The 23,348-nt window shown below is 46.2% G+C and carries 28 protein-coding genes; 26 read left to right on the forward strand and 2 right to left on the reverse strand.

Annotated features, from left to right (window positions below; all coding sequences use genetic code 11):
• Window positions 1–39: 39 nt before the first annotated feature.
• The 24 genes from IX95_RS04885 (at window position 40) to IX95_RS26220 (ending at window position 18,157) form a co-directional block, all read left to right on the forward strand.
• On the forward strand, window positions 40–918 hold the full coding sequence (locus tag IX95_RS04885) for a GPO family capsid scaffolding protein (RefSeq protein WP_038157286.1): 879 nt from the start codon (window positions 40–42) through the stop codon (window positions 916–918).
• The gene (locus tag IX95_RS04890) at window positions 919–1,932 is read left to right on the forward strand and encodes a phage major capsid protein, P2 family (RefSeq protein WP_038157289.1); all 1,014 of its coding nucleotides are present in this window, start codon (window positions 919–921) and stop codon (window positions 1,930–1,932) included.
• A gap of 10 nt (window positions 1,933–1,942) precedes the next feature.
• On the forward strand, window positions 1,943–2,659 hold the full coding sequence (gene gpM, locus IX95_RS04895) for a phage terminase small subunit (protein ID WP_038157293.1): 717 nt from the start codon (window positions 1,943–1,945) through the stop codon (window positions 2,657–2,659).
• A 108-nt stretch (window positions 2,660–2,767) separates the two neighbouring features.
• Window positions 2,768–3,232: a head completion/stabilization protein gene (locus tag IX95_RS04900; protein ID WP_038157295.1), complete on the forward strand. Its 465-nt coding sequence runs from the start codon at window positions 2,768–2,770 to the stop codon at window positions 3,230–3,232.
• Window positions 3,229–3,717, forward strand: a complete 489-nt coding sequence (locus IX95_RS04905; protein WP_038157297.1) for a phage tail protein — start codon at window positions 3,229–3,231, stop codon at window positions 3,715–3,717. Before IX95_RS04900 ends, IX95_RS04905 begins: the two co-directional genes overlap by 4 nt.
• On the forward strand, window positions 3,710–4,369 hold the full coding sequence (locus IX95_RS04910; RefSeq protein WP_038157299.1) for a phage virion morphogenesis protein: 660 nt from the start codon (window positions 3,710–3,712) through the stop codon (window positions 4,367–4,369). Before IX95_RS04905 ends, IX95_RS04910 begins: the two co-directional genes overlap by 8 nt.
• A gap of 2 nt (window positions 4,370–4,371) precedes the next feature.
• On the forward strand, window positions 4,372–5,505 hold the full coding sequence (locus IX95_RS04915; RefSeq protein WP_038157300.1) for a DUF2586 domain-containing protein: 1,134 nt from the start codon (window positions 4,372–4,374) through the stop codon (window positions 5,503–5,505).
• 3 nt (window positions 5,506–5,508) lie between these two features.
• The gene (locus IX95_RS04920; RefSeq protein ID WP_038157303.1) at window positions 5,509–5,961 is read left to right on the forward strand and encodes a phage protein; all 453 of its coding nucleotides are present in this window, start codon (window positions 5,509–5,511) and stop codon (window positions 5,959–5,961) included.
• A gap of 21 nt (window positions 5,962–5,982) precedes the next feature.
• Window positions 5,983–6,201, forward strand: a complete 219-nt coding sequence (locus IX95_RS04925) for a TraR/DksA C4-type zinc finger protein (protein WP_038157304.1) — start codon at window positions 5,983–5,985, stop codon at window positions 6,199–6,201.
• A 9-nt stretch (window positions 6,202–6,210) separates the two neighbouring features.
• Window positions 6,211–6,633, forward strand: a complete 423-nt coding sequence (locus tag IX95_RS04930) for a DUF5675 family protein (protein WP_038157305.1) — start codon at window positions 6,211–6,213, stop codon at window positions 6,631–6,633.
• A 2-nt stretch (window positions 6,634–6,635) separates the two neighbouring features.
• The gene (locus IX95_RS04935; protein WP_038157308.1) at window positions 6,636–7,220 is read left to right on the forward strand and encodes a 3TM-type holin; all 585 of its coding nucleotides are present in this window, start codon (window positions 6,636–6,638) and stop codon (window positions 7,218–7,220) included.
• The gene (locus IX95_RS04940; RefSeq protein WP_038157310.1) at window positions 7,221–7,457 is read left to right on the forward strand and encodes a hypothetical protein; all 237 of its coding nucleotides are present in this window, start codon (window positions 7,221–7,223) and stop codon (window positions 7,455–7,457) included. It abuts the gene before it with no gap.
• Window positions 7,454–7,735, forward strand: a complete 282-nt coding sequence (locus tag IX95_RS04945; RefSeq protein WP_038157312.1) for a putative phage tail assembly chaperone — start codon at window positions 7,454–7,456, stop codon at window positions 7,733–7,735. The genes IX95_RS04940 and IX95_RS04945 overlap by 4 nt, the downstream gene beginning before the upstream one ends.
• Window positions 7,736–7,785: 50 nt before the next feature.
• The gene (locus tag IX95_RS27050) at window positions 7,786–7,920 is read left to right on the forward strand and encodes a DUF6890 family protein (protein WP_443082992.1); all 135 of its coding nucleotides are present in this window, start codon (window positions 7,786–7,788) and stop codon (window positions 7,918–7,920) included.
• Window positions 7,921–7,934: 14 nt separating this feature from the next.
• The gene (locus IX95_RS04950; RefSeq protein WP_038157314.1) at window positions 7,935–9,755 is read left to right on the forward strand and encodes a phage tail tape measure protein; all 1,821 of its coding nucleotides are present in this window, start codon (window positions 7,935–7,937) and stop codon (window positions 9,753–9,755) included.
• Window positions 9,745–10,086: a DUF2590 family protein gene (locus IX95_RS04955; protein ID WP_038157316.1), complete on the forward strand. Its 342-nt coding sequence runs from the start codon at window positions 9,745–9,747 to the stop codon at window positions 10,084–10,086. The genes IX95_RS04950 and IX95_RS04955 overlap by 11 nt, the downstream gene beginning before the upstream one ends.
• Window positions 10,083–11,273, forward strand: a complete 1,191-nt coding sequence (locus IX95_RS04960) for a baseplate J/gp47 family protein (RefSeq protein WP_038157319.1) — start codon at window positions 10,083–10,085, stop codon at window positions 11,271–11,273. Before IX95_RS04955 ends, IX95_RS04960 begins: the two co-directional genes overlap by 4 nt.
• A 6-nt stretch (window positions 11,274–11,279) precedes the next feature.
• Window positions 11,280–11,942: a phage tail protein gene (locus tag IX95_RS04965; RefSeq protein ID WP_038157322.1), complete on the forward strand. Its 663-nt coding sequence runs from the start codon at window positions 11,280–11,282 to the stop codon at window positions 11,940–11,942.
• A gap of 37 nt (window positions 11,943–11,979) precedes the next feature.
• Window positions 11,980–13,824 carry a phage tail-collar fiber domain-containing protein gene (locus IX95_RS26795; RefSeq protein ID WP_235202582.1) on the forward strand — a complete coding sequence of 615 codons (1,845 nt, stop codon included), beginning with the start codon at window positions 11,980–11,982 and terminating at the stop codon, window positions 13,822–13,824.
• Window positions 13,821–14,312, forward strand: a complete 492-nt coding sequence (locus IX95_RS25675) for a hypothetical protein (RefSeq protein WP_051912467.1) — start codon at window positions 13,821–13,823, stop codon at window positions 14,310–14,312. The genes IX95_RS26795 and IX95_RS25675 overlap by 4 nt, the downstream gene beginning before the upstream one ends.
• 3 nt (window positions 14,313–14,315) lie before the next feature.
• Window positions 14,316–15,203, forward strand: coding sequence for a hypothetical protein (locus IX95_RS04980; RefSeq protein ID WP_038157327.1), 888 nt, complete (start codon window positions 14,316–14,318; stop codon window positions 15,201–15,203).
• Window positions 15,197–15,670, forward strand: a complete 474-nt coding sequence (locus IX95_RS04985; RefSeq protein ID WP_038157329.1) for a baseplate complex protein — start codon at window positions 15,197–15,199, stop codon at window positions 15,668–15,670. The genes IX95_RS04980 and IX95_RS04985 overlap by 7 nt, the downstream gene beginning before the upstream one ends.
• Window positions 15,667–17,307 carry a hypothetical protein gene (locus tag IX95_RS04990; RefSeq protein ID WP_038157331.1) on the forward strand — a complete coding sequence of 547 codons (1,641 nt, stop codon included), beginning with the start codon at window positions 15,667–15,669 and terminating at the stop codon, window positions 17,305–17,307. The genes IX95_RS04985 and IX95_RS04990 overlap by 4 nt, the downstream gene beginning before the upstream one ends.
• 610 nt (window positions 17,308–17,917) lie before the next feature.
• On the forward strand, window positions 17,918–18,157 hold the full coding sequence (locus tag IX95_RS26220) for a hypothetical protein (RefSeq protein ID WP_152562002.1): 240 nt from the start codon (window positions 17,918–17,920) through the stop codon (window positions 18,155–18,157).
• 113 nt (window positions 18,158–18,270) lie between these two features.
• Here IX95_RS26220 and IX95_RS04995 read toward each other — a convergent pair whose 3' ends face one another.
• Window positions 18,271–18,519 carry an Lpp/OprI family alanine-zipper lipoprotein gene (locus IX95_RS04995; protein ID WP_006960232.1) on the reverse strand — a complete coding sequence of 83 codons (249 nt, stop codon included), beginning with the start codon at window positions 18,517–18,519 and terminating at the stop codon, window positions 18,271–18,273.
• A 344-nt stretch (window positions 18,520–18,863) separates the two neighbouring features.
• Here IX95_RS04995 and IX95_RS05000 point away from each other — a divergent pair, with 344 nt between their 5' ends.
• Together IX95_RS05000 and IX95_RS05005 are read left to right on the forward strand one after the other, a co-directional pair.
• Window positions 18,864–20,207: a DEAD/DEAH box helicase gene (locus IX95_RS05000; protein WP_031343167.1), complete on the forward strand. Its 1,344-nt coding sequence runs from the start codon at window positions 18,864–18,866 to the stop codon at window positions 20,205–20,207.
• Between the two features lie 293 nt (window positions 20,208–20,500).
• Window positions 20,501–22,972: a collagenase gene (locus tag IX95_RS05005; RefSeq protein ID WP_038157333.1), complete on the forward strand. Its 2,472-nt coding sequence runs from the start codon at window positions 20,501–20,503 to the stop codon at window positions 22,970–22,972.
• 63 nt (window positions 22,973–23,035) lie between these two features.
• Here the strand turns inward: IX95_RS05005 and IX95_RS25805 are convergent, their stop codons facing one another.
• Entirely contained in the window at window positions 23,036–23,311 is a 276-nt protein-coding gene (locus IX95_RS25805; protein ID WP_081261456.1) for a nitrogenase-stabilizing/protective protein NifW, read from the reverse strand.
• Window positions 23,312–23,348: the final 37 nt, after the last annotated feature.

The following is a 23,348-nucleotide window of genomic DNA, read 5'->3' on the forward strand; positions in this document are numbered from 1 at the left end:
AGATTTATTTGACGTGATTTAGCTAGGCAAACGACAAACATGAGCAAAACCAGTGATTGGAAAATTGTTGCAACTGATGGAGCCACTGTAGATGGTCGCCAAATAACTGCAGCATGGATTAAAGACATGGCAGCGCTGTATTCAACATCTGAGTACACCGCGATGATCTGGCCTGAACACGCACGTTCTCACTGGAATGTGTTTGAGGGTAAAAACTGGGGTGTAGTTGAAGAGCTAAAAGCCGAAAAGAAAGACGGCAAGTTGAGGCTATTCGCCAAGATTACGCCAAACCAATATTTGCTTGATGCTAACCAAGACGGACAAAAGCTATTTACATCTATTGAGCCGAATCCTGATTACAAAGGCGAGGGGCGATGTTACCTGATGGGCCTAGCTGTGACTGACTCCCCAGCATCTACAGGAACAGACCGCCTTGAGTTCTCACGCAAGCAAGGTGAAGTGACCAAGATTGAATGTAGTGATCTTGAAGAGTTAGACGTGTCTGAATGCTTCACAACAAATCCTATCTCTAAGTTTTTCTCAGATTTGGCAAAACATTTCCAATCTGGCGGGGCACTGCCAGAAATCACACCTGTAGAGCCTGAACCAGAGGACATTGACGTGACTCCAGAGCAACTAGAAGCACTATTTGATAAAAAATTTAGTGCCTTAAAAACCGAGCTGAAAGATGAACTCAAGCAAGAGTTTTCTCAGCAAAACCCAGAACCAGAGCCAGAGCCGGAAGTAAATACAGGGACAACTGTTGAACAGTTCTCTGCAGCTTTGGATGACAAACTCAATCCAATCCTCGAAAAAGTGTCGGGTTTGGAAACTAAGTTCGCAGAACTTTCACAAGAAGTACCGGGACAACTGCCAGACCCAGCAGGTGCAGGTGAAACCCGAATGGAGGTGGTGTAAATGCTGAACGCTATATCTACTGAGTATCTCGAAGAGTACTGCCAAGAAATTGCCATAGCGGCTGAAGTAAAGGATGCGGCTAAGCAGTTTAACATTTCTCCAGTAATGGAAACCAAGCTTCAGCAGGCGATTGTTGAGTCCGATTCATTCCTTAACCTGATCTCTAACATTCTTGTCGACCAGATTAAAGGTCAGGTGATTGATGTGGGTGACAGTGGCTTAACCACTGGCCGTGTTAAAGATGGTCGCTTCAGTGCTGAGCTCTCCCAATCGGGTAATACCTATGAACTGATTGAAACCGACTCAGGTGCGCATATCAACTGGATTACCTTAACTATTTGGGCCAACTCAGGCACTAAGGGGCAGTGGTCTAAGTTGATGAACAATGCAATTACTCGAAGCTTTGCTTTGGATAAATTGCGCATTGGCTTTCATGGTACCGCTGCGACAGCAGATACGACCAATCCATCAACGAACAAGCTAGGGCAGGATGTCAATAAAGGTTGGCTGGCGATAGCGAAAGAAAAAGCCAGTGAGCAAGTTTTGTCTGCTGCGACTTTAGACCCGTCTGCTCAAACTCCCGATAGTTACAAAAACCTTGATTCCTTGGTGAATGATCTGGTCAATACCACCATTCATGAGGTGCATGCTGAAGATGCGGATTTAGTGGTGCTAATCGGGCGAGACCTAGTTTCAGCAGAGCAACACCGATTGCTAGAAGCGGCCGACGTTCCCACAGAACACAAAGCGGCGCAGCAACTTGCTAAAACGATTGCAGGCAAGAGAGCCTACATTCCACCTTTCTTCCCTAAAAACATGGTCTGGGTGACGAACCTTAAGAACCTGCAGATTCTTACTCAGAAGGGTACCCAGTGGCGTAAGTCAGGCAATGTCGAAGACCGTAAACGTTACGAAACGTCTTATCTACGTATGGAAGGTTATGCCATCGGCAACTTGCACAAGTTTGCTGCTATAGAAGCGGTCACGGTTGTTGACCCTGCGCCAGCAGCATAAGGGGTGAAATATGGTTAGCCCATTAGCAAGACAGCGCAAACAAATTCTTGAGAAGCAAGCTAACCCGTCTGCATCGGAAATGAATTCCGGTGCAGATGCCGAAAGCCTGCACATCAAACTGATCGACTTTGAAGCAGACCGTAAGTACCTAAAACAGCTCAATGCTATTGAAGACAAAGTGAAGCATAAGCGAGACGTTTTAGTACCTAAGCACAAACCTTACGTGGAAGCGTATTTGGAAAGAGGCGAAGTATTCGAAAATCCAATCTTTACCAATATGGTGATTTGGCTGTTCGATGTCAACGACATGGAAACCGCTATTGATTGGTGTTTGAAAGCTATTGAGTTGGACTTGCCTACACCTGACAACTTCCTTCGAGATTGGCCGACTGTCTGCGCTGATGCAGTGCTTGCGTGGGCAGAAAAAGAATCTGGCCGTGGTCACTCAATTGAACCTTATTTCAGCAAGGTGTTTGAAAAGGTCGAAAAAGAGTGGCGATTGCATGAAGAAGTTCATGCCAAGTGGTACCGATTCGCAGGCTTGTACCTTATTCGAAATGAAGAGGGCCAACCACAACCAACGGCAATCGGGTGTTTAGAAACACTAGAAAAAGCCTTGGTGCTTCTGCAACACGCTCACGACAAGTACGACAAAGTGGGTGTGAAAACCAAGATTGGTCAAATCGAGCAACGTATTCGTGCCATCAAAGATGGCAAGAATCTTTAAAGACTCCTACGCCGCCGAGCCTCGGCTGGTGAGGTAAGAGTGCCAATCGGCTAACTCAATACCGTCGACCCAGTGGCTAGAGGCTCACTTATTTAAAGAGGAATAACGATGTTTACGGGATCTTCCGGTTCAGATTACCAAGCGACAGAAATCACCAATGACGGTTTTTGGCCGAACATCAATGCCGGTGACTTTGAAAAACGTCGCGGTATTCCTGCAGCTCAAGATTCAGAACGTATCGCTATTGCTCTGGTTAATGCTGTTTCGGAAGTTAATAAGCAACTTGAAGACTTAAAAGCGAAGTATCAGGAAGAGGGATATGCAACTGCTCGCGATGTTCCTGCTTTTCCGGAAATGCTTGGTAAAAACCGTGTTGTATATCAATACGAATCAGCAGTATTTGCGAGAGCCAAAGCTGACTTGCTACCAGACATTGCAACTGTTCATACCAAGGATAAAGGCGACCATATGGCAGACAGAAGCGCAGAGGTGCGCACTGAACTGCTTTCAGAAAGCCAGCGCATTATTCGAAATATGAAAGGACTAAACCGTTCATCGGTGGATTTGCTATGAGTACGCAGTATCAAGCAGGTTACAAGCTGCGTGACCTAAAGGAATCTTTAATCAGCGTTGTGGGCGACAAGATAGCCAAGCGCATGGAATGTGAAATGGGCAAGGTTGAGTTGAAACTCGAAACCAAGCACATGGGCCATGGTTTTGAGCTGCTTTATCAGCGTTACGTTGCTGAATTCTACTTTGGCAAATTTCCTTTCAAAGAATACGACCCTGCAGTGCTGTTTGCGAATGTTGGGGCTTGGTTGATGGATAACGATTCCGAACGCTTTCACATTGAAGACTTAGACGACCCAGACGTAGATGTAGTGCTGGAAGATGAGAAAAACGCCGAAGTGCTGATCTCAGTGATGTTTGAAGAACCAGTCAAAGTGGCTGCTGACCCAGACGGGCCAATCCATTGGAATGGTCAACGCTGGAAGATTGAAGAGTACGAAATTTGGCAGGCGGAAAGGCTATCAAATGTAGTTATTCGCAATGTATGAGATACGAGCAGATAAGCGCAGTTATCTGCGAGTTAAAGAGCAATTCGAGCTGTTAAAGCTTGATAAAAAAGCCAGAGCCAGAGTGCTTAAAGAGCTTGGTAAATACATCACCAAGACGACAAAAAAGAACATTCGCGCACAGCGTGACCCAGACGGTAAATCATGGTCAAAGCGCAAAAAAGGTAGGCGCAAGATGCTTAGAGGCTTCACCAAGAAGCTAAAGCATTTTCAAAAAGACAATAACCGGGTTTTGGTTGTTGGTTGGCCCTCAAGACGAGGAACCGTAGCACTGGCTCATCATACAGGTGAAGCGGAGAAAAGCGGTTTGCAACAGAGATTCAAGCAAGCCAAGAAAGCGAAAGAGCCAAAGAAAACCGACCCAGCAACTAGAGAGCAAGCCAAAGAGCTACGCGATTTAGGTTACAGACTTCCGCCCCAAGGCAGGCAGAAGAGAGGCAAAAAGCCAACGCTCAAATTCATTACTCAGAATATGACCGTAGCTGAAGCCGCAAAACTGATTAGTGATCTGGAAAACAAAACTCCATCACGTAAGTGGGAAGTAGATCGCCCAGAACGCCGATTGATAGGCATTAGTCCCAAACGGGCAGCAATGATTATCAAGCGGGAATTGAATCGAAACAGGAGCAACTAAACATGGCATGGCCTACCGTCATTATTAACATTCTGAACATGATGCGCGGACCGATTCCGGGCGTTGAATTTCACTTTCTGTTTGTTGTGTACGGCACAGTCGCAGGAACAGAGCGCAACCTAATCATGGTGGACAACACCACGGATTTTGCAGATAGCACGTTCGATAACATCGACCCTGTGCACATACTTACGCTAAAAGCCGCCCAGTTAAACGGGAAACAGAACTGGACTGCAGGTGTGATCGTCTTAGACCCCGCAGACAGTTGGCAAGCCGCAGTGTTTAAAGCCAATGAAACATCAAGCTTTGAAGCCGTAGTGCTTGATAAGCCAGATACAGGCACATCGACGCTTGAAGATGCTGTTGCTTTCCGCACTGAACTGAAAAACAAGTTAGGCCGTGAAGTGTTCATGATCTGCACCTTGCCGGGTATCAATGATGATTCGGTGACGGGTGAAACATGGGCGGAGTGGTTGGCTGCGACAGTTGCGGTACCAACCAGCATCGCAAGTGAGTACATCACCGTCGTTCCTCAAGTTCACAAAGAAAATTCAACAGTAGGTATTTACGCTGGCCGCTTAGCAAACCAAGAAGTGTCTATTGCTGATTCCCCTGCACGAGTCAAAACAGGCAGCGTATTGGGTAGCATGACTCTAGCAACGGATAAAGACGGCAAACCGTTGGAGTTGGCAACCCTTAAAGCACTGGAAACCGCCCGAATTGCGGTTCCAATGTGGTACCCAGATTATCCGGGGCAGTACTGGACAACGGGCCGTACTTTAGATGTTCCGGGTGGTGACTTTCAAGATATTCGCCATATCCGTGTTGCGATGAAAGCAGCCCGTAAAGTTCGTGTACGTGCGATTGCTCGAATCGCTGATCGTGAGTTCAATTCAACGCCGGGCAGTGAAGCAAGCGCAAAACTCTACTTTACCCAAGACCTGCGCGAAATGGCGGTAGTAACGAAAATTGGTGACTACGAGTTCCCCGGTGAAATCAAACCGCCACAAGATGAAGACATCACCATCACTTGGATTAACAGTGAAGAAGTGGAAATTCTGCTAGCTGTTACGCCTTATGAATGTCCAGTGAAAATCACAATCGGCATCATGCTTAACCAACGTCTAGGAGAGTAATCAATGACTTCTCGTTATACAGGTCGAAGCTTCGACGTAAACATGCTGGGTGTTCTGGTTCATGTGGAATCGGCAACCGCAACCATCAATGACGAATCAGCCGTTGATAAAGAGCGTGGGATTCCAACGGGCTTTACTCATGGTGCAGTTAGCTGTGATGTGGAATATGAGTTGGATTTAAACAACTTCCGCAAGTTGCAGCAAAAAGCACGTGAAGCAGGTAGCTGGCGTGGCATCAAGCCTCACGATTGCATGTTCTATGCAAATACAGGTGACGATGAAGACAAAGTTGAGTTGTTTGGTGTGAAGCTCCAAATCTCTGATCTACTGAGTGTCGACCCTAACAGCAGTGATAAGACCAAACGCAAACTTAAAGGTTTTGTGACGAGTCCGCACTTTGTCCGCATCAATGGTATTTCATACCTGAGTTCAGACGACACACGCGGTCTGCTTTAAGCCTAACTAGAGAGATAACGAATGCCGGATTTTATCGACCATGCCAGTAGTAATGAAGCCAAATTCACCGAAATTGCTATTGCAAGCCAACTTAAACGGTCAGTGCAGAAAGGCCACCAAGAAAGCGCGGAAGAGTGCCACGAGTGTGGTGATGAAATCCCAGAGCTGCGCCGTATTAACGTCGCAGGTTGTAAGTATTGCGTTAGCTGTCAGCAGCTAGCAGAGAAAGGTCTAATTTAGGGTTAATCCATGAAAAAGTACTTGATGAAACGCCGCTACTTTGAACACGGAACGTATTCGACGTTGCACCGTGAAGACGGTAGCAAAGTGTGCTGTGTTGTAGAACGCCCAATGCTGAACAACAAACCCAGTGAATCTTGCATTGTTGAGGGTACCTATAGTCTGTTCCCTCATCAGTCACCACGATTTGGCGATTGCTATGCCTTAGAAGCTGACACGTTGGGTGTAACTCGACAAGGGCCAAGCTTACGCACACACATTCTGATTCATAAAGCTAATTCACCTAAAGAGTTACAAGGCTGTTTAGCACCAGGTGTTGATTTTGGGTTTGTGAATGGTGAGTGGGCGGTGGTGAACTCAACTGCTGCATTCAATGCGTTAATGAAAGAGTTAGCCGGCGAAGCTGCGCAACTTACCATCATTAAGGACTGACTATGTGGGATAAGGTTAAATCGCTGATCGGTAATTCTGCCCCTTTGATTGGAACGCTAATTGGTGGCCCTGTTGGTACCGCTGTAGGTGGTTTGGTGTCTAGTGCTCTAGGTGTTGAAAATACACCGCAAGCAATAGAGCAAGAGTTAGCTGCAAATCCAGAAGCCGTTTTGAAACTCAAACAGTTAGAAGTAGAACATGAAGTTGAACTCAAACAGTTGGCATTTGAACATGCAAAACTTGAGAGTGAAGAGCGTAAATTGGCTATGACTCAACAACACGCAACGATGCAGGCCGAGCTTGCCAGCAATGACCCTTACGTGCGCCGTTGGCGTCCAACTTGGGGTTACTCGATGTGTGCCGCTTGGGTATTGCTGTTCTTGAGCCTTGCAGTGGTCATGATGTTTTATCCAGAGCATGCAGCCAATGTCGTGAATAGCGTGGTAGCAATGACGCCATTGTTTGGTATTGGGCTGACAGTGCTTGGTATCAACATTCATAAACGTTCGCAAGACAAGCAAGTGTCTATGGGAAAAACACCATTAGGTACATTCAACACCCTAAAAACAGCGGTTAAAGGGGGCTAAATGGCGGATTGGGTGGCTGCACTCGCAGCAGTAGGAATGCTGATTGCCGTAGTAGTGGGTGCGGTTATCACTCGATTAACAGCCGTTTCTAAAGATTTGGCAGAACACAAAACCCACGTAGCTGAAACCTACGCAACTAAAGACGATGTAAAAGAGTTGGGCGACAGAATGGAACGCAACATGGCATCGGGCTTTGATCGAATATACAACTTATTGAAAGGAAGAGACGCAGCATGACTAAACCTGCTTTCACATCAAAACCTGTAGAAGTGACTATCGGTGGTACTGATTTCGAATTCACACCAACGGTGCAAGATGCGAATAACTATACCAATGACATGATGCCAAATAACAAAGTGGCTCCTGCATATACGTATTTGACTCGCACAGTTAAAACAGAGCAGAAAGATGCGCTGATCGATTTGCTTGATAGCGTTCCCGGTTTAACCATCGAGCTATATGCAACCGTGAGTAATGCCTCTAAAGGTGGCATTGAAATCTCACTAAAAAAATAACTGACAGGGCAAAGCGGATTGAAGATAACCCACTTGAACAAGCCTTTGCCCTGCGTCGTCATTTTCTCCCCAATGAACCAGACGACGAACAAAGTTTAAGCCGCGCTATCTGGCTGGATAAACACCAGTTCGAACGCAGCGAGCGAGCAGTAATGAGCGCAATTAGCCGATTGTTTAGTAAGTAAGGTAAGCATCACGCATGAGTATGGAAAAGCTACTAATGCATGTGGCACTGGTTGACCAAGTCACCCAACCATTACAAGGCATTACCAAAGAAGTGCAATCTTCCATGGAAGCAGGCAAACAAGGCATGCAGAACATGGCGACAGGTGGCGCAGGTTTGGTTGCTGCTGGCTTTGCTATCCAAAATGCGTTGATGCCTGCGATTGAAATGGACAGAAAACTAGGGGAAGTGAAATCACTTGGTGTTCTTGATGAAGACTTAACCAAGCTATCTAGAACGGCTCTGTATACGTCGGTTCAATATGGTAAATCTGCCACAGAGATGGTTGGTGCAGCTTACGATATTAAATCAGCTTTTGGCGACATTGATGGTGAGAGCCTTGCTGATATTACTAAAAGTTCCGCTGTATTAGCCGCAGCGACTAAAGCCGATACAGCAACCATCACTGACTACATGGGTACCATGTATGGAGTATTTAAAAACTCCGCTGATGAAATAGGTGTAGGCGAATGGTCTAAGCAAGTCGCTGGCATGACCGCTCAATCTGTTGAGATGTTCAAGACCACAGGCGCAGGAATGAGCAGTGCATTTACCAGTGTGGGGGCGAATGCAACGGCGGCAGGTATCGCCATGGAAGAGCAAATGGCGATTTTGGGTACTCTGCAGGCGACGATGAGTGGCAGTGAAGCGGGTACTAAGTATCGTGCTTTCTTGGGTGGGGTAGCAAAGGCTCAAGATGAACTCGGGCTCAGTTTTACGGATAGTCACGGCAATATGCTTCCAATGCTCGAAATTCTTGAAGAGCTAAAAGGGAAGTACGGGGACACCTTATCAGTTGCAGAGTCTGCAGAACTCGATAAAGCGTTTGGCACAAAAGAAGCTACCGCCATGATCAAGTTACTTATGGCTGATACAGAAGGGCTAGCTGGGAGCATTGATACTCTTGGCCAAGTGCAAGGCATGTCAAAAGCCGAAAAGATGGCCAGTGCGATGACTGACCAGTGGGAACGACTTCAAGCCGTTTGGTTTGCCGTTCGCGCTGCGGTTTTTGGCGCTGTCCTGCCGTCTATTAATGCGGTGGTGGGTTCAATGGCTGATGGTCTAATGGTCGTTGTAGGTTGGACTGATGAATTTCCTTGGCTTGCTGAAATTCTGGGTTATGTCGCTATTGCGGGTTTATCCCTTGGAGGCGTAGTCGCAACACTATCGCTTGCCATGGGTATTGGGCAAATGATGTCTGCAGGTTGGGCCGTCACCATGACAGGCTTAAACAGCATCATGAAACTGCTACGCATTACCACAATTGCAAGCACTGCCGCTGCTTGGCTATTTAATGCCGCTTTATGGGCGAACCCAATCACTTGGGTAGTGGCTGGTATTGCACTGCTTATTGGCGGTGTGGCTGCTGCAATCTATTGGTGGGATGACTTAACCGCAGCATTCAAAGATACGGATTGGTTTGATGTTATTGCCGTCGCGATTGAGAGCATTGTTGACTTACTGAACATGATCCCTGGTGTGGATATTGAACTGGGTAGCAAGGTTGATACGCCAGAAGTGAGAGCAGCAGTTCAAGCCGAGCGAAACGCACCTACATCAATTCAGCCAATGGCGTTCGACGCTCCAGAAATGCCAACGGGTAAGGGTGGCAGCATTGCCGAATACAAACAGCCGGGAGCAATGCCAACACTACCTCCAAGCATGGTTCAAAACGTAACGACTACCCATAAACCACAAGGCAGCAAGATGAACTCATACGGTGATGTTTACATCACTACGCCGAATGGAATTACACCAGATCAGTTAGCCGAATGGGATGAACTCAATGCCGGATAGTAAGAAGTACATCGACATTAAAGTGATTGACGGTGGCTGGGATATGGACGCAGGTCAGCAGCCTGCCGAATGCAGTGATTTATACAGCATCGCACAAGATATTAAGCACGCCATTATGGAGTCGGGTTTGGCCCGTCAATTGGTTGCTGAACGTAACCCAGCATTACGCGCTGATGTGATGGTGCAGATTGAGCAGTTAGCTGAGCGTGATGTGAGAGTCGTTCCCGGCACTGCAACGGCAACAGAGCTAGAAGCGGGTGAAGTCACCTTAACGGCAACCGCTTATGAATATGGCGATCTAGAACTTTCTGTAGGAGAGAACGAGGCATGAGCAAACGACCAAACGCAGACTTTGTTGAGATTCTAAGTGAATCGGGTGTGCCTGTTACCGAAGATGAATTTGAAGCGAAGCTAAAACAAGAAGTCGTGGGAGCTGGCAGCAAGGTATCTAACGACTCTGAAATGTCACCGTTTTGGCGATGGGTTCGCGCCGCTGTAGTTACGCCATGCGTGTGGCTGATCAGAACACTACTAGCTGAACATGTTATGCCAAATATGTTTGTGGCAACTGCAGAACGTTGGGCTTTAGATCTGAAAGCTTGGGAACACGACATCGAGCCGAAAGACGCAGAGAAAACACAAGGCAATATTACCTTAACCAAGGCGAACGCTGCTGATGCTGTCACGATAGAAGCGGGTAACTTGGTTCAAACCCTGCCGATAGATGGTGTGGTGTATAAAGTTCGAGTGCTTGCTGAAACCGTGATTGATGCTGGGCAGTTAACGGGCAACGTTCTGGTTGAAGCTTTAGAGGCAGGCGCAGCTTTTAACTTACCTGCAGGTTACTTCAATATCATTCCAGAGGAAATTCCGGGCATTGTCGATGCGGTTAACGAACCTAACTGGATAACCAAACTAGGCGCAGACGCTGAAAGCAATGAAGAACTGGCACTGCGTATTCAGAACGCTTTCACCAGTTCGGGTGAATGGCACATTGATGATGTTTACCGCTCCATTATTTCCAGTGTTGCTGGGATTCGTAGCGATAACATCTATTTCAACAATACAGGTGAAGTGACACCGGGCACTGCAGAAGCATTGATCTTGATGGAAGTCGGAGCAACACCACAGCCCGTTCTTGACCAGTTAAATGACCACATTATGGCTAAAGGGCATCACGGCCACGGTGATGTACTGACTTGTAAAGCTATTTCAGATACTGAGCACGATGTGATCGCCGATGTTGTTTTGGTGGCGAACTTAGACGAAGCAACCAAAGTTAATCAGCTGCTAGAAGTTGAAGACCGTATCAGGGCGGCATTTCGTGAGACTGCAGCTTATCCAGAAATGACCCGCGCCAAACCAGAAAGCCGCTTTAGCCTTTCTCTGCTTGGTACTGAAATTCACACCAATATGGCGCAGGTCGAATCGGTAAAGTTTACCGTAGGCGGAAAGGTTCAAGAGGACATTATGAGCGATCTAGAGCAGCCACGTTTGAAGACGCTAACGGTAAGGTAGTAAGCCATGTCTGAACCTCAAAGCTACAACCAAGAGCAACATGCACCAGAGTTACCGGAAACGGTTGTTCCATGGTGGCAAGACGGCAGCACCACATCGGAAGAAGTCAAAGAGCCGCACTTTCTATCAAAAGGCGTGTTCGCATTTTTCCAAATGGTTTGGGGTTGGCTACTGTTCCCGCTTCGCCAAATGGATGCGCTGACATGCAGCGAAAATACCTTGGAGCTAATGGCTTGGGATAGAGACATCAAACGTTTTGAGGGTGAGCCGCTTTCGCTGTTTCGCAAGCGAGTGAAATACGCTGCCGTGAATGCCAAAGACGCAGGCAGCGTTGCAGGGTTTAAGCGAATTTTTGAAAGGTTGGGCATTGGTATCGTTGCGTTTAAAGAACGTGAAGATGCAGTGCAGTGGGACGTTTGCACCATTGAGTTAACAGACGGTGATATTTCCAATAACACCAAGTTGGTTCAAACACTAATCGAACAGTATGGCCGGACATGTCGCCGCTACCGTTTTCAAGTGACGTTCCCGACAACCTTAACCGTTGCCAGTGGTGAGTTCTCACACAATTTCAGCCTGTTTCTAGCAGAGACTAAACAAGCCGTTGAAATGAACATGAAACCGCAGCCAGTCGAACATCAACAACAAGTATTTATTGCCAGCCTTTAGTTGGTAAAAATTTGTACAGGTATCTGGGAGGTACCCAATGAGCCAAACGGCAATCCCGCTCGAATTTGAGCGTTACTTGCAAAATCAGATTAGTGTCGGTGATGCACCAGACATGAATGAAATGATTTTTGCGCACATTCCGGGGCTAGACCCAAGCCAGCCAATTAACCGTGAAAATGGTTTGCCTGATGTTTCGCTATGGGTACACCAACAAGACATCGACCAAGTGGGCAAACTTGGTGACAACGCACTGGCGTATTCAGTTGTGATCCCCGGTACCGTTGATGAGTTCACCTTTAACGCGATTTATCTACGTGACAAAAATGTGCTGAATTCTTGCGGAATGGTGGTGCACAAAGCCATTGAGACCAAAGAAAACGGTATGGCTAGCACTAAGTCATTGGTGCAAGCCTATGACGGAGCCGCGCAAATCGCTGGAATTACCGTTGATGCTTCGACTTGGCAGATTGACTATCAAGCTCGTTTAAAAGGCATCGAAGAAGACCACCGTTTGGCCTGCTTAGATAACTACGGTCACACGGCTTTTGTTGATGGGTTTGACGTTACCCAACAAGCCGACCCGAACAAATACAAAGTGATTCCTGGTATTGTTTATGTCGGTGGCTTACGTGGTGTACTGGCTCAAGAAGTAATTCAAACCATAGTCAATAAACCCAATGGTTTGTATGTGGATGTCGTTCGCCAAGGTACCGCGCTATCAGTGTGGGAAAACAAAGTCACGATTGCAGTTTCTGAAACTGAGCTAACCGATTATGTGGACGGAAACGGTAATCAGCACTATGTCGCTAAACTGGCCGGAATCAATGCTGACGGTTCTGTGGTTGATTGGCGTGTTAAAGGTGAAATAGCAAAGCTAAAAGCTACCCAACTGGTTGCTGAAGCTGGTCAGAGTGTCGATCACTGGATGACCCCCTTAACCACGCACCAAGCGTTTAACCAATTCGGGTTAGGTAAAGGGGTTGTTTTTTCCGGTGATGATTTTCATTTGCTGACGAAAGCGGGACAGTTCAGGGTTCACACTAATTCGTCGACGAAAAACGTGCCGTTTGGCTTGGAAGGTCATTGGTTTGATGTGATTGTGACGGGGACAATAAACGGTCGTTCTGCGCTGATAGCAGTTGATTACGGCAATGCGAACGAACCTCGGATTTTTCACAAGAGTAATGCAAACAATGTGTGGTCTGATTGGGTAGAATTATCCCACTCAGGGAATCTTAAACTGCCGATTTACCCTGAAATAAAAACCGATGGCAATGTGGTAGGTTTAAAGCTCACAGGAACAGAGTTAACGGTTTATAACAACCCCGTGTACTTTTATGGTTGGCAATTACACCGAATCAATCCAACGGGCACTAAGTTCACGCTCGATTTGTCGAAAACCTATCATTTACGCTTTTCTATCCAATCAGGACTTAAGTTAAAAGACGTCACGGATGCGACTTATAATCCATCATCGAAAGCAGAAACGGACGCGAGCTTTGATAGTACCTATGACGACATGTTGCTTGCCAAGATTGAAGCGGGGACGCTGGTCCCTCTCATCAATAAGCCTGTACTTTATGCAGGAAACCAGATGAAAGGTGAAAACAATAACCCGACGCACCCTGCTCGAATTTTTACGTTCAATTGGGCAAGAACGCCCATTCAAGCTGAGGGTTTATTGCTTGGTATTAACGGTCACTCATTGGCTGCCTTTGAAGATTGGAACAACTCTGCCCGTGAAGGGCTCACCGGATTTGATGTCATGCTAGTAGCGCTTGATAGGTACAAGGTTCATCATAAATACCGAGCGATGGATGACAATCCAAGTTGGGAAGGGGGAATTATTGGCACTCGATTTAAACAAGAGGTGAGAGCATGATAACAGTACAAGTTCAATCGAATAGTGATATTCCCAATCTAGCCTCTGGCTCAATGCCTAACTTGTTGACTGTGCCGGATGCTTTGATAAATGCGTTGTCACTAGATCGCGTCCGAGTGGTTGACGGTGAGCTCGTTGATGCGGCGGTTTACTCTTGCTTTTACATCGATGCAGTTGGGGTTAAGCACATCGAACGCTATGATGAAACGTGGCAGGAAATCGAGTGCGGTTATTCTGATGTGCTTGTTAAAGATGGTTCAGCATGGCGATTGAAAACAGAACAAGATCTTTATCAAGAGCAATACAAAGCTGTGGATGATAAGCGTCAAATGGAATATACCCAACGCGTCAGACCGTATCTTGAAGAAGCAGAAATCAAAAAGCACATGGGCGACCAAGCCGAATACACTCGATTGATGGACTTAGCCGTCCAAGAGCGTGAAGAGATTCAAACCGAAAACCCTTGGCCGACTTCGCCAGAGGTCTAATCTATGTGGAAACAAACCCCATTAAGTTGGCCTAGCAGTTCGCAAGCAATTCAAACCAGTGCTGAGCGGGTAACTGACCAAATCGGCACAACGATGAATGATGCAGTTAGCCGCTTAACTAACCTTGAAAGTGACGCCAATTATGGGCGTCACTCTTTAAGTGAAAAAGCGAGTGCTTTACTTGGTTTGCGTGGAGATCTTGAATCTTTGTTAAGAACTGGCACTGTACTAACCGCCACACCTTACCAGTTTCAAGTTGGTACCAAATTGGACTCGGGGTGTTACCTAAACCCACAGGCAGCAGTCAAAGTGCTATCTAGCAAACTCCGTGATCATACTGACAAGTACCGACCAAATGGCAATCTTCATTGTGTCGCGCTTATGGTGACTGCTTCGCAATTAGCACAGTTCGCTAATCAGTTGGCGGATCTTGTTTCCGTGTTTCCTTTGCCAGATTGGTGTCAGGTAACTAGGCAAACTCAAGCATTAGTGACCAATGAAACCGATAAGTTTCACCAACCTGCTGCAATCGTCCAACCTCGCTTTAAACCTATGGCGAAACGCAATGCCAATCCATTGCATGACGCTTTGCATTGGCAGGGGGCACAAATCGCCACGCTCGAATCGTTAGCTGATGATGCAAACCATGCGATCGGTAAGTTGCAGGCACTGGCAGCAAAACGAGCCAGTAAGTTGGACGATGTCAAAGCCCAGATAAATGCACTTAAAAACCTAAAAGGTAGTGTTTACGCTTTTTCTGTTAATGGCAATGCTGAAAGTATCGCAACGCAGATTAGCCAAGCAGGTGCGCCAAACAATCATCAATTCACCGTGGCGAGTCTGTTGCTTAGCCATGAACCAATGACCTTTTTTGAGGAGTTGCTATGTTAGCTCTCGATGGTGTGCCGGTTAACTTAGACTCGATGAAAGTTGAGATGTCGATGGAGTTAAAAGACCAAGACATGAGCGGTCAATCATCGGGTACCGATACGGCAGAGCAAGGCGATAAAGGCAAGAAACTGACCTTTAGTGGTCGCGTTCCTTTCACTCGTGTAGAAACACTCACTCAATTGTATTCGCTGGCTTCGGACAAAGATGACACTAATACACGCCGGGTTTATAGAATTGGTAACGACATAGCGTTGGCACTAAAGATTCGCAATGTGAAATTCACTGGCCGTCTCAACGCGAGAGAGCATGAAACTTTGCAAGCTTGGAATGTCTCTTTTGAGCTGCGAGAGCACAACAGTGTGGCAGAGCAAAAAGAGCAACGAGCCAAAGAGCAAAGCAAACCGCAACAGCGAGAAAACACCCGACTAAAACAGGCACTGAATAACGCAGAGGAAGCAACGCAATGAAGCTAGAAAAACGCCTGTTTATCAGTGGTGAAGAAGTAAAACTGGTTAGTCACATGGTGAGCCTAAAGCTATCACTCGGTAGTGTGGCTATCTTCGAAGTTGAAACCAAGGAAAAACCAGAGCAAATTGCATCTGTTCGGTTTGATATTGGTTATGAGAACAAAACCGCCCCTTGGTTTGAGGGGTATATCGACAAAGTTCAACCTGCAGCTAATGGCTACCACAAAATTACGGTTAAAGAACTGGCTGGTATTTTGTCTAAACGCTGGTCGGTTAGCTTAGAGCACCCAACCGCAGAGCAGGTGATCGACGTTCTTTCAGATTTGACAGGGCTTGAATTCAATTTGCCTGATGCTGATTACATAAAAACCACGATTCCAAACTTTGTTTGCCAAGGAACGGGTTATCAATGTTTAGAGCAGATCGGCAAGGCGTTTTCTATTCCAGACTGTGTTTGGTTCCAACATATCAATCAGGTGGTTTACTTCGGTTCGTATCAAGATAGCCACTTCAACAACAAACCGATGCCGATGCCAGAAGAGTTCACCAGTCGCCAAAGTGGTAACAGTGTTACCTTTGTTCCGTTCCCTATGCTAAGGCCGGGAAGAGTCATGAACGACAAGCGAGTTAATCGAGTTGATTTGATTCAAGATGAAATGACCGCTTATTGGAAGACTGAGCAATCAGAAGTGTCACCAAAGAAGCGCGAAACGCTGCAGAACTTCCCAGAGTTGGCAGCAGGTTTTCATTTGCCTAAGTTTGGCCGTGTTGAGGTAGTAAGAGATACAGCGACAGCCGGGCAAGTTGCTGACCCATTCCGCCCAAAGTTTGCGGTAGATGTTCAGGTGCTTGATGAAAACTTAAACCCAGACATTAATGTGCCTGTCTACCGTTCGATCCCATTGCCTGTTCATATGAGTGGGCACGAATCTGGATTGCTGTCTTACCCTCTAGAGGGAACATTGGTTGAAATCGCTTTCGCATATGGTCGGAATGACAGACCTATCATTCGTGGTATTTATGGCCGTGAATATGCGTTGCCGTCAATAGAGCCAGGGGAACAACTGCAGCAGCAACGTGAAGAGGTAAGTAATCGAATTGATGCAGCAGGAAACACCACCCAACAAACCGACCAAACGCAAAACCAAAAAGCATTCGAAAAGCTAGACCAAGTAGAACGCTATCGTGGTGAATTTGGTCAGCACCATATTTTGGTTGATGAGCACAGCATTGAAGAAGTGGTCGGCAAAAAGCTTATTGAAGCACTAGGCGCAATTAACTTCATAGCAGGTGATGACATTGTGCTAGGCAGCTTGGGCAACATGCAAACCGCGACTGCTGGCGAATTGGTGGAGACTATCGGCAAAGTTCGCCGAAGTATTGCAGCTGATCACCAGTGGCTGCAGTCACCAAGAACGTGGGTAGGCTCTAAGCAAGAGAATGTCTTAATTCTTCTGTCTGAGCTTATGCAGGTAGTGAAAGAACTTGCCGACACATTAGCGACTCATACGCATAGTGGTGTAGTAGCTGGCCCGGCAACAACTAAAGCACCAGTTCAAGCGAGTACCATTAGTGGTCATGGCTCGGATAGTTCCAACCTTAAAGGGCGACTAGACACAATTACACAAACAAGTTAGCCCACAGATACGCCCACAATTAACGCAGCCAAACGGCTGCGTTTCTTTATGCCTGCATCAAGGTAAAACCAGAACAACGCCCCTATTGGGCAAAGAGCGACCACAGAGCGACGAAACACAACGACCGGATGACAAAATCCGCACTCTCCTCACCCGCCTGCGCGGTTTTTCGATCAGTTTTTTTACAGTTTTTGAGTTACGAAAAATCAAGGTGTCAGAAAGCCAAGCGGATAAGATGCAAAGCCTTTTGATATAAGGGGCTTCGGGGTGGGGCACGCCTTCTCAAAATGGCTTATATAGCCCAATATAGAATTTCAGGCATTTCAGTTTTTTTCAGCAAATTGAAAAAATAACGATCAGAAAAGATCTAGTGTCTGTTTGTAAGCCATTGATAAATAATGGCTGGGATGTTTTTTGTCACTGTTTTGATGATCTGAAAGGGATTTGTAATGATCTCTTTTGTGTCTTGTTAAGCTAGATAAGACAAGGCTTGAAAGCGAATTTAAGTAGATTTACATTTTTTCAAAATAGAGCAGAGGAAAAAAAGAAAATCTTTACGGTAATATTAGACAAAGTGATACCACAAAAAAGCGGATTTTGTTAACTGATTATGAAGAAAAGTAAACCTATTACGGTAGAGTTAGTAGAGTTTGAATGTGATGGATGCAGTGGTGGTGTATACCGAGTAGACAAAACAGAAGCCCCAAGAGATAACCAATGGCGGCATACGTGTTCGAACTGTGAAAAAGAAGCCTATTTTTCCTATCCATTCCCTTATCTTTCGTATAAAGGGGAGGAGTTCATTCTACGAAAACATGTACCTGCTCAGACACCTAAGCCAAATTTGTAGTCAGCTATAAAACAAAAGTGGCGACACAAAATTGTGTCGCCACTTCATCGCCAATTATCGTTCGACCATTACTTAAATCATTGATTTAAAAAGGCCAAATCCATTCCTTTGTCTTACTTAGTGTAAGACTGAGCAATGTTGTCGATACGCTCGTTAGCGCGTGCTGCTTCTTCTTGAGCAGACATTGCTGCATCGCCTGATTTACGTACATCAGACTGTAGAGCCTGTACATCTTGGCTTAGCTGGCTAACTTGATTGCTTAGCTCGTCAATTTTTGCTGAAGATGCTTCGTCTGGACCAGAAGCACAGCCAGCTAGAAGAAGTACAGAAGACGCCGCAGCTGCGATCAACATTTTGTTCATAGATGAACTCCTTGCATTGTAAGTATCAAAATGACGTCCTATACATTTCTGCTCATATAGTGACGGTTCCTAAAGTGTAGACTCAAATCTAGGCTTCAAAAAGCAGAAAAAAGTCAAAAAAACCCAAGAATTTAAGCAATTATCAAATTAGTTGATATATGTCTCACTGACGAGAGCTATAAGTGTCAATGTTCTAACTATATCGAGGGATGTAAACATGGCGAAATGAGATAATTTTCTGTGATCTCTATCCAGTATGGATCTTTCACGGTATCATAGCGCGTTTTTGAAAACTTTCGTGTTTGAGCTATAACCTAGAGCAGGGCTGAGACACATCTATGAACTTGGAGAATACTTTGCACTTTAAAGATTTAGGCCTAGACAATCGCTTACTGAAAAACCTGAAGCACTTTGACTTCAAGCAAGCGACAGAGATACAGCAACAAGCCATCCCGGTGTCGATTGCTGGTAAAGATCTGTTGGCTTCTTCGAAAACTGGCTCAGGTAAAACACTGGCGTTTGTGCTACCTATGCTACACAAGTCGTTAAAGAACAAAGCATTTTCAGCGAAAGATCCTCGTGGTGTGATTTTGGCTCCGACCCGTGAACTGGCGAAGCAAGTTTACGGTGAGCTGCGTTCTATGCTGGGTGGTTTGTCTTATGATGCGACTCTAATTGTGGGTGGCGAAAACTTCAATGATCAGGTGAAAGCGCTACGTCGCTACCCGAAATTTATTGTCGCTACACCGGGTCGCTTAGCGGACCACCTTGATCACCGCTCGCTTTACCTAGACGGATTAGAGACTCTGATCCTTGATGAAGCTGACCGTATGCTGGATCTCGGTTTCGCGCCTGAGCTACGTCGCATCCACAACGCGGCTAAGCATCGTCGCCGCCAAACGCTGATGTTCTCAGCAACTCTTGATCACGCGGAAGTGAATGAGATTGCTTTTGAGATGCTAGATGCTCCAAAACGTATCGCGATTGGTGTTTCTAATGAAGAGCATAAAGACATCACACAGAAATTCTATTTGTGTGACCACCTTGACCATAAAGAAGCTATCCTTGAGCGCATTCTAGAAGAAGCTGAATACAAGCAGTTGATCATCTTTACTGCGACTCGAGTGGACACGGAGCGCTTAACGGACAAGCTCAATGAGAAGAAGCTTAAAGCAATCGCTCTGAGTGGTAACCTGAATCAAACTCAGCGTAACACCATCATGAGCCAGTTTGAGCGTGCAGTGTTCAAGATTCTGGTCACAACAGATGTCGCTTCTCGTGGTCTGGATATTGCGAACGTCACACACGTTGTGAACTTTGATATGCCTAAGCACACCGAAGAATATGTTCACCGTGTTGGTCGAACTGGCCGTGCTGGTAATAAAGGTGACGCAGTGTCTTTGGTTGGCCCGAAAGACTGGGATAGCTTTAAGCGTGTAGAGGCTTACCTTCAGCAGGATCTTACGTTCTCTGAACTGGAAGGTTTGAAAGGTAAGTTCAAAGGAATCAAACCACGTAAACCTGATTACCGTGGTAAGAAGAAAGTGGTTAAGAAAGCCAAACCACAAGCGAAGAAAACAGCGAAGAAACCTGCGCAGCGTGATAAAGGTTTCTATCAGAATGTCGCTGTGGGTGATTCGGTCTTTATCCCGAAAAAGAAAGTCGCCCCGAAAGCCGACGACGAGTAATAAGAAAGCCACCTGTAATAGGTGGCTTTTTTGTATGCATTTAACGGAACTTGTGCCGTTAAAAAGGTTGTTAAATTAGTAGCATAAGATAGCTTTTCCACCAGAAAATATAATTGAGAGCGCATTTCTGAAACCAGCAAGATTAGAAACTGAGACCACAACATCCAGTGTTTATATTTTGCTTACTATGCGCATTTTTCTCTGTTTAGAGTGAGTAGTGATCGGGTGACCGATTGCATATGGCACTTCACCTCGGAGTGCTCCTACTTAACGACAGACAGAAGAAAAAAAAGATGGAACTTAAAAAAATAACAGTGGCAGTGGCTAGTGTATTACTTAGTGCGAATGCCTACGCCATCAGCGCGCCCGTACCACAGGTTGTCGAACTCGATGCAGAACACAATCACGAACATCACCATGGTGTAGAAGATCAACACCTCGAATACGCCCCAACGAAACTCACTCCCCAAAAGCCTCAACCAACAATCAAAGCGTTCAATATGATTGCGGCTGATGAAGCGGTTGTACCGTGTGACGTTGAAGCGTTCGCGACATCAAACAGCACCAGCCTGATTAACACCATCACAGCTCAAGGTGCTAGCTGTGTTAATGAGCTGTTCTCTGCTGAAAGCCGTATTCAGGAGACAACGTTTGAATCTGGCAACATGTTTAACGTGGCCAAACACACTACAACTTTAGCTAAGAATTACCAAGGTGGAGGAAGCGATGAGCTGGAAGCTTTGTTCCTCTATCTACGTGCTGGCTATTACGCGGAGTTTTACAACGATAAGGTCAGCTTCACCACTTGGGTGCGCCCAGCGGTGAAAGAGGCAGTAGATGCGTTTGTTGCTAACGGCAATTTCTACGAAAACAGTGATGCTCACGGTAAGGTGTTAGCAGAAGTGATCATCACTATGGACAGCGCCAGCCTAGAACATCATTACATCGATGTTGTCACGCAATGGCTCAACCGTTGGAACGCCGACTACGCGCAAAGCTGGTACATGCGTAATGCAGTAAACAGCGTCTTCACCGTGTTGTTTGGTGGCAGCTGGAATGATGAATACAAGGCGAAAATTGGTGAGCAGACTGACCTAGTGAATGCGTTATCGAGTTTCGCGCTAAACCGTAACTCAATTGGTCGTGATGATGAGTTTATGACCGCAAATGCGGGCCGTGAACTCGGTCGATTAACGCGTTATCAAAACACGCCTATTGAGGCCAATGTCAAAGCTAAGGTGAAGCAGATCTTTGATCAGTATGAGATGTACGGCTTTGGTGATTCGGTGTGGCTGGGAACGGCGGATACTGCTTCATACTACTCAGATTGTACAGAGCTGGGAATATGCAACTTCAAAACAGAATTGAAGGCATTAGTGTTGTCACAAAGCTATACCTGTGGCCCGTCGGTTCGTATTTTGTCCCAGAATATGACTCAGGTTCAACACCAAGCGGCCTGTGACAAAATGGGTTACGAGGAAGGTTATTTCCATCAGCGCTTAGAAACGGGTAACCAACCGGTGGCTGATGACTACAATACTCAATTGCAAGTGAACATCTTCGACAGCAGTAATGACTACGGCAAATACGCCGGACCGATCTTTGGCATTAATACCAACAACGGCGGTATGTACCTCGAAGGTGACCCTTCCAAACAAGGCAACGTGCCTAACTTCATTGCTTATGAAGCCTCCTACGCTAATCCTGATCATTTTGTCTGGAACCTAGAACATGAGTACGTCCACTATCTGGACGGACGATTTGATATGTATGGCGATTTTGGTCATCCAACTGAAAAGGTTGTGTGGTGGAGTGAAGGGGTAGCGGAGTATATCGCCAACGAAGACAACAATCAGAAAGCCATAGATACGATCAAAGACGGCTCAACTTACACACTGAGTGAAGTGTTTGAAACAACGTACGATGGTTTTGATGTCGACAGAATCTATCGTTGGGGTTATCTGGCAGTCCGCTTCATGTTTGAGCGTCACATGGACGACGTAAATCAGATGCTGGTGGAAACGCGTAAAGGTAACTGGTCGCAATATAAAACCATCATCAACGGCTGGTCTACGGCTTACCAAAGTGAGTTTGAACAATGGCAGCAAGAGTTGGTGAATGGTGGTTCGGAACAACAGCCACCAACAGCGGTGATATCGGTCAATAGTGAGGGACAAGTAGGTGAATCCATTTCATTCAGCAGTAAAGGTAGCTCAGACTCCGACGGTCAAATCTCGAGTTACCTCTGGGAATTCGGTGACGGCGCGACCAGTTCAGAGGCCAATCCGACGCACCAATACAGTAGTGAGGGGAGTTATTCGGTCCGCTTAACGGTCACAGATAATGATGGTCTAACAGCCAATACCAACGCATCGATAAATATTCGCAGCCAAGGTGACAACGACTCTTTGCCTACCGATTGTGCTGTTCGCCCGAAAGTCAGTGGTGGGCGATTGACGGCCGGAGAGCCAGTATGTTTGGCGTCTCAGTCGCCAATATGGCTGAGTATCGAAGGGGTTAATGAATATCAGTCGATGTCGATTACATCGGCGCATGGTACTGGTGATCTCAAACTGGAGTACAGTAACTTTGGCTGGCCAAATGATGAAGGCTCCAATCTTCATGGATGGTCTGATAATTCAGGAAACTCAGAATGTATCACTATTAATGGTCAGGCGAATTACTGGGGGTACTTGAAAGTCTCTGGAGAGTTCAGCAACGCAGCACTGGTGGTTGACTTCAATACATCAGGTTGCCGTCAATAGGTCGTGACTTCGAACAAAGCTCAGCATTCGCTGAGCTTTTTCGTTTTTAGCTTCCCTGAGGGATTAACGTCGCTGACAAGTGGTGCACCCTCGACATGCGGAGCGGGAATGAGGATCCAGACGGCTACGCTGAATTTTGCAGTAGGCACTTTTCAGGCAGCGTCGCGCTGCAAACCAATCTTCAGGTTTTACCATAAGTAAGTAGCCGTTAAACCGCTTCACTAGTGGTGTTCGATACTCGCTTATAAAAGCTGGATCGTAACCGATCTCGAAATAATCTAACGCCTCCTCTATAGAGGATAATTGGGCAATTTTTCGTTGGATTTCAGCGCCGCTCATCGTCGAAAACATCTGGAGAATGTGCCGAAATTATCTC

This window comes from Vibrio sp. B183, assembly GCF_000740665.1.
GTDB classification, from domain to species: Bacteria; Pseudomonadota; Gammaproteobacteria; order Enterobacterales; family Vibrionaceae; genus Vibrio; species Vibrio coralliilyticus.